Below are 15,747 nucleotides of genomic sequence, written 5' to 3' on the forward strand. Positions count from 1 at the left end.
GGGGCTTGGGATCCTCCATCAATCCCGGGGCGGTTCACTGTTCGGATCCTTGGGATAGATCAGTATCGTTGTGGATCGCTACGTCGGACACGGCTAGGGAGATGAGCATGCCCGCTGCTCAAGAACCGTCTCAGTTCGCACAAGAGATTCGTCCGTTCTTTGGGCAGCGAAGGATCTGCTACTTCGACGTAGGAGCGCACAAGGGGTTGGTCCTCCAGGACCTCGTCGATGCTGGAATCGCATTTCACCAGTGCCACATGTTTGAACCCCGGCAAGCCATGCATGGAATGCTGAACGAAGTGCTCTCTCAGATAGGCGGCTGCAAGCTGGGTATTGTTCACCCCGTTGCTGTCAGCGATTCCGGGGGAGAGGTGACTCTTCTTGATCAGGATGATATGTCGAGAATCCTGTCAGGCTCGGAAGTGGGTAGCAGCAGGATTGGCGCCCCATTAGTTCAGGTCCCCTCCGTCGGTCTCGATGATGTATGTGGTGAACTCGGCATAGACCGCATTGATTTGCTCAAGATTGATGTGGAAGGACATGAAATACAGGTACTGGAGAGCGCAAGAGGTTTGCTTGCATCTGGGAGGATTGATGTAATCAGAGTTGAGGCTGGATTCTCCTGCCACTCGGTTCAACAGACGCCCTTCTTTGCTCTCGATGAGTTTATGTCGAAGTTCGGCTATCGACTATTCCGCATCTACGAGCAGACGCCGGAGTGGATCGATGACAGTCCGTTGCTGAGACGTGTTGATGCTGTCTACATGACGGAGACTTTCGCGGCCAGGCACCCGCTATCATTGCTGCGAAGTCAGGAGGCATCTTGCGCCGAGGTGGCCGACCTGCGCGGCGAGTTGAGTCTGCGGGATGCCCGGGTCGCGTCGCTGGATGCCGAGGTGGCCGACCTGCGCGGCGAGTTGAGTCTGCGGGATGCCCGGGTCGCGTCGCTGGATGCCGAGGTGGCCGACCTGCGCGGCGAGTTGAGTAGTCGGGACAGCTACCTGTCCGGACTGCATGAGGACATCTCCCAGTTCATCGAGAACCACAGGGCACTCCTTTTGGCCGGAGCCGATGCGGCCGAGCGTGAGAAACACCTCCGAGTCGAGCTTGCCCGGGCGACCGCCAAAGTTGGTGAGGTGACGGACTTCCTCGAGATCAAGCGCCGGGTCGCGTCGACATTGGAGGGAACGGGCATTCCCAGTGACCCGATTGACGAGTCCGTGCAGATACTTCTGTCACGAGTCGTTGACTTGGACGCGACACTTACACAGGTGCTGAGCTCCCGAAGTTGGAGATATACGAGGTGGCTGAGAGTTGACTCAAGGGGAGAGCGCCCGGACGTGGAGCCCGCCAGATGATCCCAACGGCTCCTGAGTCACCTATCCATCAACTTGTCCTTGCGGTTAGTACATACGGTCGCCCTGACTACCTTGACGCCCTAATCTCCTCGTTCACGAAGACTCGAGACCCGGATCAGCGATGGACTGTGGTTATCGGCGACGACGGAGGACCGAAGCCGTCGGAGGATGCGGTAGCCTCTTTGCGGGAGCATGAGGTTCCATTTGTCTATCTGCGCCATTCCGGCTGGGAGATTGCCGCAGTTACAAACTCACTTCTGGATGTGAGCTTCGCTCTCGGCGCCCAAATCACGTTCGTCGCCAACGATGACCTGGTATTTTTAGCGAACGGTTGGGACAACCTCTACATTGAGGCTGCCCGCGAAACCGGGATTCAGCACTTGGTATTCTTTGACGACCGTTGGGCGCCTCCGCGACACGCTGCGCTTGAAGGCCCACTTCAATCAAAGACAGATGCGGCAAATGCGCAAGGAGCACTATTCACAGTCACCAGGGACGTCTTCAGATCGGTCGGCTACCTGGACGAGTATACCTTCTGGGGACGAGGATTCGCGCATCTGGATTACACGCGGAGGTGTTGCCTCGCTGGCTACAATTCGGAGACGACCCTCTGGGACGCTAGAAACAGCGGTGAATACCTGCGCCTAGCGCCACGGGACGAGTACCGGCCCGCAGTTGCCTGGCACGATCCGCGGGTCCAGATTTGCACTACCCCTAGAGAACGGCAGAGACGGCGAAGTGTCATTGATGGCCGCAAGCACCCTTTCATGGATTTCGCCCAAGCGCGACGCATTCGCACACCTCCAGAACTTGTCGCGTCCGGGGGGATACCCAGTGATTCGCTCCTGCAACTACGGAGACTCGGCCTAGCCAGAGAGGTGACTGTCCCGGGTCTTCCCGGCGTTGGTGCTTTCGTGATCAATCTGGCTCAGCATGGCCAAAAATGGGCGGCATCCAAATATCAACTGACGCGCGCTGGTATCCACGCTGATCGCTTCCCCGCCACGGACGGTAGGCACCCGGAAATGCTTCGAGAGTGGCAGGCCTACGCGTCGGACGCGCCAACGACAGATCTGGACAGACGGCTGGGGCGTCGAGCGATTGAGAGCCCAGGGGCCTGGGGCTACCTACGTACCCTAGAGCGACTCCTTGGGATGAGCGCCGTGCGACGCGACGTCGCAACTCTGATCTTCGACGATGACATCGTTCTGGCGCCTGAGGCGAGGGATGAACTCGCGCGCACCGTAGGCCTTCTCCCGGATGACTGGCTCGTGCTTTACCTTGGGTGCCAGCCGCAGCGCGCGTTGAGCGCCAATGGGTTGATCTCAGACCCGCTTGAGTCCGTGGGAGTCTGCAACGGCTCCTACGGGGTGCTCATTTCCAGTCGCGCTAGAGCGCTGCTACAGGAGCGGATTAGGCGGCTCGACGCGCCGTTCGACCAACTGCTCAGAGAAGTTGACGAGGCCCATCCCGGACGTTGTTTCGTGTCCAGTCCGAAGACTGTAATGCCGCTCGTGGAAAGAAGTTCCATTCGACAAGGTCGCTCTCAGATAGAGTACGTCGCAAAAGGCCTCTGGAAGTGGAGCGATTTCGCAGGTCCACTAATGGAGCTCCGAAGACGAAGGACAAACACATCCGGCGCCTCTGAAAGGGTCATCGTCAAGGTCGGACAGTTCAACCAACACCTATGGCTGTTGGCGGATCTGCTGAGTTCGCTACCGTCGGAGGCTTTCGAGCTAATCTGGGTTTGTGAGTGGCAACCCGCACTCGCCGGCTCACTCCGTGACCTTGTTCGGAGCGATCCGAGATTCCGGGGGGCAATGATCCATGGGGCTCTGACCGAGGATCAGTTGCTTGTATCTGCTTTCCCTACGTCGCAGCCGACAACCGTGTTTGTCGCCTCGGCCGAGAATCGGCGGCTCTTCTTGGATATCGAGGACCTGATGTATGGTGACGAGCCTCCGTCCATCTCGAGGCTTGCCGCAAAGAGTCCTGCCATCACGAAGTTGGGTTTCCTCGACGGCCCCCCGCTCAAGACTCGCTCAGACGGTCAGGAATCAACTAGTCCGTCGCTTCTGGGGACAGGCACGTCCTCCGAGGCTCCGGGGTATAGAACTGAGGGGCTGACTTCCTCGGTCTCCCTTGGCCGCGGTACCCTAGTCCTTATGGGAGCGGGAATGGCATTCCCACTGTCCGATTCTCAGTGGAGGAGTTGCTGACTGCCAGTCCTTAAGAACTGAGGGCCCCGACTGACTACCCTTCCGCGGTGTTCCAGATTCCGAGTTGTGGAGTGAGATCGATGGCGCCCTCAAGGTCACCGTCACAGGGAAGTTACGTGAGTGGTGAGTGAGATGGGAATATCAGGTCTCCGCACCGCCCCGGCAGGTTGGGAGGTTGCACCAAACGTCACGCTATGCGCAAGCCTGAGTTTGATCCTCAGTCTCAGTGTCGAAATCCATATGACGTGTCCTTCGGAGGCAGCGTGAGCGAAGATGGTGAAGCAACAGTTCCTTTCATTGTGGTTGGCCGCTCCCGGACCGGATCCAACCTGTTGATCGACCTCCTTCAGCAATCGCCGGATATTCAGGCACGCGGAGAGGTAATCAAGTTTCTTCATGGCAAACCGATCGCGTCAGCGATAGCTGAGGGATTTCGTCCGCAAGGTAGAACTACGAGGACGCGACGCGGCTTCAAGTTCTTCTACTACCACCCCTTGGATGGCGATCCGGCCGAAGCCTGGGCCTTGTTGCGGGACATACCCGACCTGAGAGTTATCCATCTGGTAAGACGCGATCTTCTGGCAACCGTCATCTCCCGCGCGGTTCTGAGTCGCACGAATCAGTCCCGAAGACTTGAAGGATCAGCTGCTGCCTTCGATAGTTCTCGCGGAGCACTTCGCCCGTTCAATATCGATCCGCAAGCTGCGGTAGACGAGGGACTTAAAACGATCGCATGGGAGAAGCAGGTTCGGCAGTTTTCGTGGCATCGCGACCCGATCGAGATCGCGTACGAAGACCTTGCGGGGGACATGAGTATGACCCTTCGCCGGGTCGCGCAGGAGCTTGATGTCGGGGTATGGCAGGCCCATCCGAGGCACCTGCGCCAGTCGAATCCAACGGACAGATCCTCTCTCGTTAGCAACTACGTCGATGTACTGAGGGCTTTCCGAAGTTCGCCGCTTCGCGAACGCGCACCTGGCGTCTGAAGGCTAACTAATCAAACTGATGCTGAGGCAATCCCAGCAAACGCGGGCCTCCGTCGACCAAGCGGGGTCGGCATGCGCTCCAACGGCACCCTTCCGGTTCGCTCGACTACCACGATTGTCCAAGGCTGAATAGACGGACTCCCCCTCGAAGTCCTGTCGGTGCGCATCTAATAGGAGTTGCCAATACTGAATTTTGGCAATTGTGTTACTCTGGACCTGAATCGAAATGGGACGTCATGTGTAGGAGCCACCGGCTAATAGTCGGGCACAGCCACATCCGATCCATCGAGGCGGCGGCCAATCTGTCGGGACCTGCCCACAGTACGCGCTTCATGGACATTCGACTGGCGTGCTCTGGGGCAGCCGCATACACAGTCGGCGACGCTATCGAGTTGAACCCTGGACTTAGAACCGCCCTTGCTGAACTCGGCGCGCTGTCCGACACCGTTGACGTCGCTCTGGCAGTAGGCGGAGCTAGGCACAACGTTCTAGGTCTGGCCAGACACCCCGAGCCGTTTCAGTTCCGCAACCCTTGGAAGAACGTCGTGCCAACGCCTGGCGTCCCGTTCCTCCCGTTCGAGGTTGTCCGCCGCGTGCTCGAGGACTCCCTCAGCTACCCACTTACGGTCCTCCGCGCGTTGGCTCGCTACCTCCAGAGGCCACTCGTACAGCTACAGTCGCCCCCACCGGTGCCCAGTGAAGAGTTCCTTCTAGCGACTCCCGGCGTCTATGGTGCCGCAATCAGAGAGTTCGGAATCGTCGACGCCGGGACGCGATATGCTTGGTGGCGCCTGCAATCTGATGCATACGAGCGTGTCGCAGCGGAAGAGGGCGTTGACTTCCTTGAGGTTCCCCAGGAGTGCGTCACGGAGGACGGCTTCCTTGTACGGGAGGCCTGGCGCGACCCGACACACGGAAACGCCTGGTATGGAATGCGCGTCTTACGGCAGCTTGACGAGTATTTTGAATCGCGGAGAAGGCAGTGAGGCTTTCTAATGCATCCCTACGAATCCCTTCCCGATCATGCGTTCTGGCGCCGCTCTGTCGTCGGCGCCGCGGAGGTTGACCCGGTCGTCGCGCCGCCATTTCTCATTTCACAAGATGAACTTATCGCAACAGCGGGTAGTTGCTTCGCACAGCACATAGCTCGGCACCTCAAAAGGCGCGGCTTCAAGTACTTCATAGCAGAGCCGCCGCATCCGCTTCTCAGCGACGATGCGGCCCGAGACTTCAACTACGGAACCTATACTTGCCGGTACGGCAACATATATACCAGTCTCCAGCTAAAGCAGTTGCTCCAGCGGGCGTACGGTGAGTTTGTTCCGGCGGAGCCAGAGTGGCAGGGGCAAGACGGCCGCTGGATCGATCCCTTCCGCCCGCAAATCCAGCCTCACGGATTCATGTCGGTCGAGGAACTGCGGGAAGATCGCGCCCAGCACCTTGAGGCCGTTCGATCGATGGTCGAATCAATGGATGTTTTCGTCTTCACTCTAGGATTGACTGAGTGCTGGCTCTCTCGCCAGGATGGCGCAGTGTTTCCTGTGTGTCCCGGCGTTGCCGGTGGCGGGTTCGATGATTCGAGGTATGTATTCCGCAACCTGTCGGTAGCCGCAGTTGTAGCTGACATGGAGTGGGTGCTTGACTTTCTCCGGAACGCTCGACCTTCACTGAAGGTGATTCTCACTGTTTCGCCCGTTCCTCTGATGGCCACCGCCGCCGAAGACCGCCACGTATTGACCGCCACTACCTACTCAAAGTCAGTGTTGCGAGTTGCAGCTGAGGAGCTTTCGCAGAATGATGAGGCCCTTGCATACTTCCCGTCGTTCGAAATAGTTACAGGCCCATCTTCTCGCGGCGCGTACTTCGCTGCCGATCTTCGGTCGGTGACTGAAACCGGGGTTGAGCACGTAATGCGAAGCTTTATTCGTAACTTCGCTGCCGAATTGCCACCAGGCGCAGAGGCGCCACCCGCAGGGGACGCCTACGTCGACACGATGGAGGCCGTTGTTCAGGCGAACTGTGACGAAGAGGCGTTGGACTGGGCCGGGTGAGAAGTCTTGTCGGCTACCAAACGGGGCGGTCCATTCAGGCGTTGCTGTGTTCTGGAGCCAACCGACTGGTCTGCGGTCCATCGGTCCCATAAACGCACAGGGCGCATCGTCAAGGTCTGGGACCGGATCGTCGCCTTGCAGCCCACTAGGCCGTCAGGGTGGAATCGTCTGGACGCCAATATCGCCCGCAGGTGCGAGGCCCGACTCGACAGGGGATCGTGGACCGGGCCCTTCTCGGTGCGCTGGTCTTGGCGACTCCTTTCGACCCCCGCTACCTTCCTGATGAACCCGAGCGCAGCGGTGTGGTCGAACGATGGAGCGTGACACCGAAGTACTAGTGCCTGTGGGCTGTCCCCTAGCTCGACGTCAACGACCTGCGCCCGGCCTTACTGACCTTCACCAACCGCTAGAACCGCTGGTCGCTAATGGAGAAGAATGGTCACCGCGTCAGAACGACAACTACCAGGACTGGTTTGCCGATGAGGAGCAAGTCGCGCGATAGACAACCCACCTGCCCAAGCCACGGCGGCGCGGTTCTAGTCGTGCAACGGCCACCTCGGGACCCAGCCCTCGGAGACGAAGTAGTTGTGATCGGTTCAGTACTCAGATTCTTCGAAGGCAGACGATCGTGGCTGCGCTAGCAGTTGTCGCCGCTCGAAACGAGGCCCCATTTCTTACTGTACTGCTGCCACTCTTGATCAAGGATGGCTTCGATATCGTCGTGTTGAACCATTCGTCGCGGGACGCGACGCGCGAGGTGGCCGAGTCGTTGCTAGGGAACGGGGTACTTGAAGTCATCGCGCTCCCGTGGCAAGGAAGTTTCGACCTCAAGCAAATCCTCAGCGTGAAAGCGACTGTCTATGAGCGATATCCACACGAGTGGCTGGCGCATTTTGATGCCGACGAGTGGCCTCGAGCTACGCAAGATGTGCCCCTCGTCTCATTGCTCGCAGAGGTTCGCGCCGGCGGATTCCAGTCGGTGAACTTCGATGAATTTGTCTTCGTGCCGAGGCCTGGGACGGATGCACTCGGAATGGACTTCAGACGGGTCATCACCGACTACTACTTCTTCGAGCCGCGTCCGGCGCGGCTTCAGCGCATTTGGCACCGGGACGCCGGAAGGTCGAACATGGCGGCGGCCGGCCACATCGCTCCCGTGGACCCCTCACGGGTCTGGCCGCAGTCGCAGTCGTTGCGCCACTACGTAGGGCTGAGCCAGAGTGCGGCGTATCTGAAGCGCGCGAATCGCGAATATCCCGACGAGGCCCTCGCTCGCGGGTGGCACTCGAACCGGCTTCGGGTGAGTAGTGCTCCGGTCGGTCACTTCCCAGGCATGCGTCGTTGTAGTCCGTGGGACGCACGTGAGCTCGATCGGTCCGAGCCTGTGCGTCGGCACTATTGGGAACCGTGAAACGGCAACGCTGCAGTGGCACTGCCTGATGCCCCATGACCCTGCCGCAGTACCCTGACCGGTCATGAGACCCACGAGACTCGGATGCTTCGTCCTCGCACGGAACGAATCTCCAATCCTTGACCCGTTCCTGGATCAACTCGAGGCGCTATTCGACGTGGTTGAGTTCGTTGACCACAGTTCCACGGACGACACGCCGGAAAAGGTCAGCCGACGCGACTCAACTCGGATCAGGGCGTCTCGGCTTGTTGCGAGCGGATACCCGCAATCCCAAGTTGCCACATTCTTCGCTCGGCGCATGATGGAGGACGGCTGCGATTGGGTCTTCTTCCTGGACTGCGACGAGTTCCTGCCCTTCGCGGCTCGAGAGGCACTTGACAGCTATCTGCTGAAACACTCCGGCGCGGATGTCATACGCCTCCCTTGGCTCAACGTTTGCCCGGCGGACTTGAGTGGAGTTGATATCTTCTCGGGAAGTTTTCAGACGTCTGGGACGCCGGACTCGCGGCACGCCAAGATTGCCCTCAGTTCTCGAATGGTCGTGAAAGCCCCGACATTTGTTGTCGAACAGGGCTATCACGGAGTCCGAGTTCCGCAGAGTCTGGGCCTGACAGTCGAGGACTGTTCAGACACCCACCTCGTCCACGTCCCAATCCAAAGTGAGGCACAGGCGGCCCTGAAGATCGCGAACGGTGCGAGCCGGATACGCCGAACTCCGAGTCTTCTCAAGCGGGGCCTGGGTGGGCACTGGGTGCACCTTGCGCAGGAGCTGCAGGTGCGCTCCGCGCGATCGTTCGACTGGCGGCGGGTGGCGCTCGGCTATCCGGATGAGGCCCCCGAGGACCTATCCGTGCAGGCATTGTCCTTCGATTTCCCATACGTATGTTCGCCATACCAGGAATCGTCAAGGCAAGTGGCGGACGCTGTGGCAGGCCTCCTTGCCGCTCAGGGCGAATCCTCGGGAGCAGAGGACACTACGTCCTTCTCGCTCACCGATTCGCAGGGCGCTGTGATCCTGAGCGAGGTGGCAGAATCCCCCGCCTGGGATCTCAGGTCCTTGTCGGCTCCATGGGGCATTGACTACACGCCAGGCAGCGCCCTTGGAGCAGAGTCGAGATTCACAGAGCTGGTGGAGCCGCTGTTCAATCTGCCGACCCGACTCCCAGTGACGGCGTGGAGCGGACACATTCCCTTCCTCTTTACTCTATTTGGTCTGATGCGCCCAACGACCTACGTTGAACTCGGAGTGCACAACGGGGCCAGCTTCATCGCTGCAGCAACCGCGGCTCGGACGTTCGACATTGACTGCCAGTTGTACGGAATCGACAGCTGGGAGGGGGACGCACATGCGGGACACTACGATGGCGACGCGGTGTACGCCGACCTCAAACGTCACATTGACGCGAACTTCAGTTCAACGGTATTGATGCGTAGCTTCTTCGACGACGCTCGGCAGGAGTTCCGGAGCGGCAGCATTGACCTGCTCCACATCGACGGGCTGCATACCTACGATGCCGTGAGTCACGACTTCGCTACGTGGCTGCCCGCCATGAAGCCGGACGGCGTTATCCTTTTCCACGATATCGCCGTCTACGAGCGGGGGTTTGGGGTTCACCGGCTTTGGGGGGAATTGAAGGAGATCTTCACGACCATAGAATTCCCCCACTCCTTCGGACTCGGGGTCGTCTTCCTCAACCCTGACCAGCCCCGTATCCGCCCTCTCCTGGAGATCGCCGACCACAAGACGGCATGGAGGGACTACCAGGAGTTGCTGAGTCTGCTCGGAGGCGTGGTCGAGGAGAGAATGGGCTACTTCACCCTGATGGAAACCAAGAATGACCTCGAGGGGCGCCTGAGAGAACTTGAGCACGAGTGTTTGGCGCGACAGTCCACCCTAGCGGAGGCAGTCCATTCGCGTAATGTTCTGGCACAACAGGTTCACGACATGTCGCGACTGGTCGCTGAGTTGGAGACCGAGCTCTCGCACCGGCGACTCGCCCTTGAAGCTGTCATGACTTCGCGGAGCTGGCGTCTCACCGCACCGTTGCGACGGGTCCGAGGTGGCTAGCAGACCCCGGATAGGAGTGGTTGGCCACTTCTCCTGGTTTGAGAACCACTTCCCAGAGGGCTGGCGAAGCGATCCGAATGTGCTGGCTGTCGATGTGGATGAACGGGACTACTCGTGGCTCCGGGTGCTCTACAACTTTCGCCCAAACATCACAATGTTCTTCCGACCGGAACTCTACCCTGGACACCTTGTTCGGGCTATTCCTGGTATCCGCGTCGCGATCCTCTCCGAGCCGATCGCCGCGATGAGTGCTGGGCAACTGCGCTTCACCGAAGAGTCCCGGCTGCGCCACCTGGTGTACTCGAACATGGATTGGCTCAGCTACCACTGGAGGGTCTACTACGACGAAGGACGACGCCCGGAGGCCAGTGCCCTCGGCTTCGTGATTGACGAGTTTCGACCGTTGCCCATCGACACCAGTGTCTTCCGGCCACCGCCTCCGGAGGCGGCCAGAGACATCGACGTCTTCTTCGTCGGCAAGGCGACTCCGCACCGGATCGAGACGCTGGACTTCCTTCGTCTGCATCCGGGCCGCTTCCTCTGGATAGCGCATGGGGTCTCGGGGAGCGAACTCGCTGCACTGCTCCAGCGGTCGAAGGTAGTCCTGAACGTACACGCTGACGGTGTGCCGGCGGCGGAGCCGAGAGTCCACCTGGCCGCAGCGTGCGGGGCGGTCGTCCTGAGCGAGCGGTTGAGTGCCCCCTCGGGTGCAGGCTGGCCGCACGTGCTCGAGGTAGATTCCATCACCCACGACGCGATCCGGCTTGCGAGTGATGCGGCAGAGAAGTCTCCGAAGTCAACGGCGCCCCTCAACCAACTCAGCGTTCGCAGTTTCCTCGCGGAGGTCATGGATCGATTCGCCCCGGGCGTGCTTGGGGGCCGGTAGTTCGCGAAGGGCAGGTCATGTGAGTCGCAATCAAGATCACGTAGTCTCAGTGATCGTGAACAGCCACCGGGAAAGTCGCTTTCTTCGATTCGAGCAGCGCTTTCTCGCCCGCCTTGGCTGGCCGAAGTGGGAAGTCGTCAGAGTCGCGGATGCGCTATCCATGTCCGAGGGCTACAATAGGGCTGCGGCCCAGGCTCGCGGCGATTGGTTCCTCTTCTGCCACGATGACATCGAGATTCTTGCCCTCTCAGCTCGCCGGGTCCTGAATCACGTAATGGCACGTTGCGATGTCTTCGGAGTCTGCGGCACACGGCGGCTCGTGTCCGCCAACTGGTATGACGCTGGTGTGCCATATACCTGTGGATCGATCGTGGAGCCAGACGCGACCAGAGTCGGGCGATTCGCTCTCGCACGATTCTCAGCAGATAGGGGGGAGCTTGTCACCGGCATCAAGAGCCTTGACGGCGTCTTCATCGGGATGCGCCGTGAGGCCTTCAACGCGCTCGGCGGATTCGACGAGAGTTACCGCGACTTCCACGGTTACGATGTTGACATCTCCTTTCGCGCGGCCCTCGCGCGACTCACGTGCGGAGTGGCTACAGGATTCCTCCTGCGCCACAACTCCGACATGCGCGACTTTACGGACGAGAAAGTTGAGGCCTGGAATGCAGCGCAGGCTCTCTTCGTGCAGAGACACCGGCGGTATCTGACGCCTGCGATCGGCGTTCGCGGTCATGAAGTCACGCCACTCGACTGCCCGGAGGATGCGGCCCGAGTGGCCCGACAACTTAGGGGGCGACCGCTTAGACTCAGTTGAGTTATCGGTCGGCGTACGATGCGTTGGAGTCGTCATTGGGGCTCGTGATTGCGGGCATGCACAGGTCGGGCACGAGTCTGGTGGCCGCACTGGCGGCGGACTACGGACTTCGCTGGGGATCTGGTTCGCGCTTCGAACCTGCGTACGACAACGCCGCTGGGTGCAACGAGCGCGTGGACGTGGCAGCGCTCAACGATGATTGGCTTTCCCGGTTGGGAGGGTGTTGGTGGGCCCCGCCCGCGACATCGACCGGAACGTGGCGCTCCATCGACGTGGCCGCGGTCGCGTCGACTCGTTCAAAGATCGACATCTTTGTCGACGGTTGTGACGACTGGGTCGTGAAGGATCCCCGGATCTCACTTCTGCTCCCCCTGTGGGACCGCCTGGCGCTGCGCCATCTGCCTGTGGTGATGTGCGTTAGGAGCCCGATGGGCGTGGCAGACAGTCTGTACCTTCGGGACGGGATCAGCGTCCGGCGCGGGCTAGGGCTCTGGTATTTCTACAATCACGAACTTTCCAAATGTCTGGCAGGGCGCGACTTTCTGGTCCTTGACTACGACAGCGTTGTCGACTCGCCGCGAGACAGCGTTGATTCCTGCGCTCAATTCCTGCAGAAGCTGGGGCAGCAGCCTCGTGAAGGCTGGTCGGCTGACACGTGCGCAGCACTTGCCGTTCGGAGTTACCGTCGCTCGGGTCAGTCGAGCCGGGCACGATCCTTGACCAGTTCCCTCCTCGCTGATTGCGAGTCCTTCTACAGTGACCTTCTACGTTCGGAACTGCGTCCCGACGCCACTACCCCTGAATGGGTAGTCGACACCGTCACGGAGCTTCGCGAGCTGCGGGAACTCGGGGCTGCGGCGGGGTGCCCGCCGCGGTTGCGACCGAATGAGTTGGAGGCCTTCGTCGTCAGTGAGCGAGAACGCGTGAACGCTGAGCGCGTCCACGCAACGTCCGAACTTGCTGATGCCCGCAGCGCGGCCATTTCGCTAGCGGAGCGACTTGAATCGCTGACGACCGAGGTGACCAGCGCTCGGTTGGCCGTGGCCGACTTGGAGGGTGAGGTGGGACGGCTTCGCGGGGACGCGGAGGTTCGCGAGGCAGAGGCGGCTACCGCTCGGTTGGCCGTGGCCGACTTGGAGGGTGAGGTCGGACGGCTTCGCGGGGAAGCAGAGGTTCGCGAGTCAGGCAACGCACTCGCCGTTTTGGCGCTGATGGTTGAGGACTACCGTCTCGGGAGATCCCTGTCGGCCGTGGAGTCGCTGGTGGCGGCGGAACTGATGGATCGTCGGCCTCGTGCGCGTCTTCGATTGCCCTCCTGGAGGGGAGGCGGACCGGCCATGACTAGCGAGTCCGCGTTGGAGGCCGGACAGCTCGGACGGGACAGCGCGCTTGTGGCGGCGTCTGGACTCTTTGAACGGGAGTGGTACTGGCGCTGCAACCCCGATGCAAGTGGTTTGACGGCCGACCCCCTTGTCCACTTCATGGTCATTGGTTGGCGCGAGGGCCGCAGCCCGTCACCTCACTTCGACACGGAGTACTACCTCCTCGAGAATCCCGACGTGGCCACCGCGGGGGTGAACCCACTGGTTCATTTTCTGACACACGGGTGGCGCGAACACCGTGACCCGTCCCCATCGTTCAGCGTCGCCGCCTATCTCGAGCGGTACCCTGAGCTGACCCAGTTGAACATCTGTCCCGTGACGCACCACCTCATTGCTGCGGAGCGCACAACGGCTGGCGTGGTGCACAACACCGCAATCGAACCGGGGTGGGAGCATCGGGGTGAGTGATGCAGTCCCCGATTCGCGACTACGCGAAGACAATGAGGCCCTGAGGGTACGCATCTCCCAGCTTGAAGCGGCCCTTGATTCGTTTCGCAGGCAGTTGGACGAGGTCCACCGCTCTACGTCTTGGCGGGTTACTGCGCCGCTAAGGGCTGCTGTATTCCACCGACGGAGGGTCTCTCGGAGGGTTGCGCAGTTGCGGCGTGGCCGACGCGAGCGACTCCGCGTCGGCCAAGGGCCGACGGCGGGTCTCTTCCCACCCGCCCTCAACCCGGCCAAGCCAGGCCATGACGCGACCGTTCGGCTTCTGACCCGACAGCCATCGGGGGCCAAGGCCGCCCCCCGGCTGCGAGAGGCGCAACCGAGCGACGCCCTCCTCGTCGTCGTTCATGTGCACTACCCCGAGTGCTGGCCCGACATCGCGGGACGCCTGGTCAACCTGACGGAGCCGTTCGACCTTCTAGTCACGCTGACTGATAGCGCGGCGCGGCTTGAGTCGGAGATCATCCGTGACTTCCCACGGGCGACGATTGAGCTGGTTCCCAATCGAGGCCGCGACATTGGGCCGCTCGTGTCTCTGGCCAACCGTGGGCTCTTCAGCGGCTACGACGCTGTGTTGAAGGTTCACTCCAAGCGCTCCCCGCACCGCCTTGACGGGGATGGCTGGCGGCTGGCGCTGCTCGACGGGTTGCTCCCCGACGCCCGCGCGGTTGACCGCGTGGTGAAGCTGTTTCGCGCCGACTCCGGTGCAGGGCTTGTTGTTCCCAGTGGCCATCTTGCGGGATCGGAGCATTGGGGCAGCAACCAGTCTCTGGTGGAAGCACTCGCGTCCAGGATCCCGTTGGCGTTCGATCCTGACCGCCTGCGATTTCCGGCGGGATCGATGTACTGGGTGCGGCCGTGGATCCTTGAACGGCTGGCGGACCTGGGCCTGGAAGACGAGGACTTCGAAGTCGAAGGCGGCCAGACCGACGGGACGCTGGCGCATGCCATCGAAAGGCTGATCGGCCTTCTATGTGAGGGCGGCGGGCTGGACATCGTCGAGACGCGTCATGTGCCGTCGAGGCTCCAGAAGTCAGGGCGGCCCGCTCCCCCCGCGAAGAGGATCGCCTTCTACCTGCCGCAGTACCACCCGATTCCTGAGAACGACGAGTGGTGGGGTGAGGGGTTCACTGACTGGGTCAACGTCGAGAAGGCTCGGCCGCTCTTCACCGGGCACAGACAGCCGCACCGGCCAGGCCCTCTCGGGTACTACGACCTACGGGATCCCGCCGTACTCAGGCGCCAGGCCGCTCTCGCCCGGGACATGGGCATCGATGGGTTCTGTTTCTATCACTACTGGTTCGGTGGCAAGCGGCTCCTGGAGACCCCTCTGGACAACCTCCTCGCCGATCCGTCGATCGACCTTCCTTTCGCGCTGTGTTGGGCCAACGAGTCCTGGACCCGCCGGTGGGACGGACTCGACCACGACACCCTGATCGCCCAGTCCTACCCCGACGGCTGGATGGATTCGTTCTATGAGGATGCCGTCCGAGCGTGGCGGGACCCACGCCACATCCGCGCCGGCGGGAAGCCAGTCTTCGTCGTCTACCGGATCGGCGCGATCCCCGACGCCCCCACGGCCCTGGACTACTGGAACCGGCGAGCGAAGGCGGAGGGGCTGGGTGGCCTCCACCGGCTCGCAGTCATCCCGTCCCGCGACTTCGAGACCCTACCCGCGGACGTCGTCCACCAGCTCGACGGCCTGGTGCGGTTCCCACCGGGCTCCGGCATCAAGCTGCAGTCGATTCGCTCCCTCGCCCCGGACCTCGACCCGGCCTTCACCGGCGACGTCTTCTCCTACGACGCGGCCGTGGACAGTGCCGACCTCACCACCCGCTCCCCGGAGGGCCTGCCGGTCCACCTCGGGGTCATGCCCGGGTGGGACAACACGGCCCGCCGCGGCACCGCCGCCTACGTGTTTCACAGCGGGAATGCCGTGTCCTACCGGCGCTGGCTCCGGCGCGCTGAGGACGCGACTGCCGCCGCCGGCCACGACTGGCCGGCCATCTTCATCAATGCCTGGAACGAGTGGGCGGAAGGAGCGCATCTCGAGCCGGGGACGGTGGAGATCGGGAGCCGAGCGAGTCAGACACCATCGCAGCAATAGCCGAGGACCCTGGTTCAG

General features: G+C 61.3%; 11 protein-coding genes. 10 read left to right on the top strand and 1 reads right to left on the bottom strand.

Annotation, left to right across the window (positions count from 1 at the left end; genetic code table 11):
• Positions 1–101: 101 nt before the first annotated feature.
• From R2737_14880 to R2737_14915, 8 genes are all read left to right on the top strand, one after another.
• Positions 102–1,358 (top strand): FkbM family methyltransferase, encoded by a 1,257-nt coding sequence (locus R2737_14880; GenBank protein MEZ5117543.1) that lies wholly within the window; start codon positions 102–104, stop codon positions 1,356–1,358.
• 1,163 nt (positions 1,359–2,521) lie between these two features.
• On the top strand, positions 2,522–3,577 hold the full coding sequence (locus tag R2737_14885; GenBank protein ID MEZ5117544.1) for a hypothetical protein: 1,056 nt from the start codon (positions 2,522–2,524) through the stop codon (positions 3,575–3,577).
• Between the two features lie 263 nt (positions 3,578–3,840).
• Entirely contained in the window at positions 3,841–4,563 is a 723-nt protein-coding gene (locus tag R2737_14890) for a hypothetical protein (GenBank protein ID MEZ5117545.1), read from the top strand.
• Positions 4,564–4,895: 332 nt separating this feature from the next.
• Positions 4,896–5,549, top strand: coding sequence for a hypothetical protein (locus R2737_14895; protein ID MEZ5117546.1), 654 nt, complete (start codon positions 4,896–4,898; stop codon positions 5,547–5,549).
• 9 nt (positions 5,550–5,558) lie between these two features.
• Complete coding sequence (locus R2737_14900) at positions 5,559–6,614, top strand: GSCFA domain-containing protein (protein MEZ5117547.1); 1,056 nt, start codon at positions 5,559–5,561, stop codon at positions 6,612–6,614.
• A 628-nt stretch (positions 6,615–7,242) separates the two neighbouring features.
• On the top strand, positions 7,243–8,025 hold the full coding sequence (locus tag R2737_14905; protein ID MEZ5117548.1) for a hypothetical protein: 783 nt from the start codon (positions 7,243–7,245) through the stop codon (positions 8,023–8,025).
• A gap of 64 nt (positions 8,026–8,089) precedes the next feature.
• Positions 8,090–10,093, top strand: coding sequence for a class I SAM-dependent methyltransferase (locus R2737_14910; protein MEZ5117549.1), 2,004 nt, complete (start codon positions 8,090–8,092; stop codon positions 10,091–10,093).
• A 79-nt stretch (positions 10,094–10,172) separates the two neighbouring features.
• Positions 10,173–10,979, top strand: coding sequence for a hypothetical protein (locus R2737_14915; protein MEZ5117550.1), 807 nt, complete (start codon positions 10,173–10,175; stop codon positions 10,977–10,979).
• A gap of 418 nt (positions 10,980–11,397) precedes the next feature.
• Here the strand turns inward: R2737_14915 and R2737_14920 are convergent, their stop codons facing one another.
• Positions 11,398–11,715: a hypothetical protein gene (locus tag R2737_14920; GenBank protein ID MEZ5117551.1), complete on the bottom strand. Its 318-nt coding sequence runs from the start codon at positions 11,713–11,715 to the stop codon at positions 11,398–11,400.
• Positions 11,716–11,876: 161 nt separating this feature from the next.
• Here R2737_14920 and R2737_14925 point away from each other — a divergent pair, with 161 nt between their 5' ends.
• Positions 11,877–13,586 carry a hypothetical protein gene (locus tag R2737_14925; GenBank protein ID MEZ5117552.1) on the top strand — a complete coding sequence of 570 codons (1,710 nt, stop codon included), beginning with the start codon at positions 11,877–11,879 and terminating at the stop codon, positions 13,584–13,586.
• Positions 13,579–15,729 (top strand): glycoside hydrolase family 99-like domain-containing protein, encoded by a 2,151-nt coding sequence (locus tag R2737_14930; protein MEZ5117553.1) that lies wholly within the window; start codon positions 13,579–13,581, stop codon positions 15,727–15,729. The genes R2737_14925 and R2737_14930 overlap by 8 nt, the downstream gene beginning before the upstream one ends.
• Positions 15,730–15,747 lie beyond the last annotated feature (18 nt).

This window comes from Candidatus Nanopelagicales bacterium, from assembly GCA_041393815.1.
GTDB lineage: Bacteria > Actinomycetota > Actinomycetes > S36-B12 > JAWKJK01 > JAWKJK01.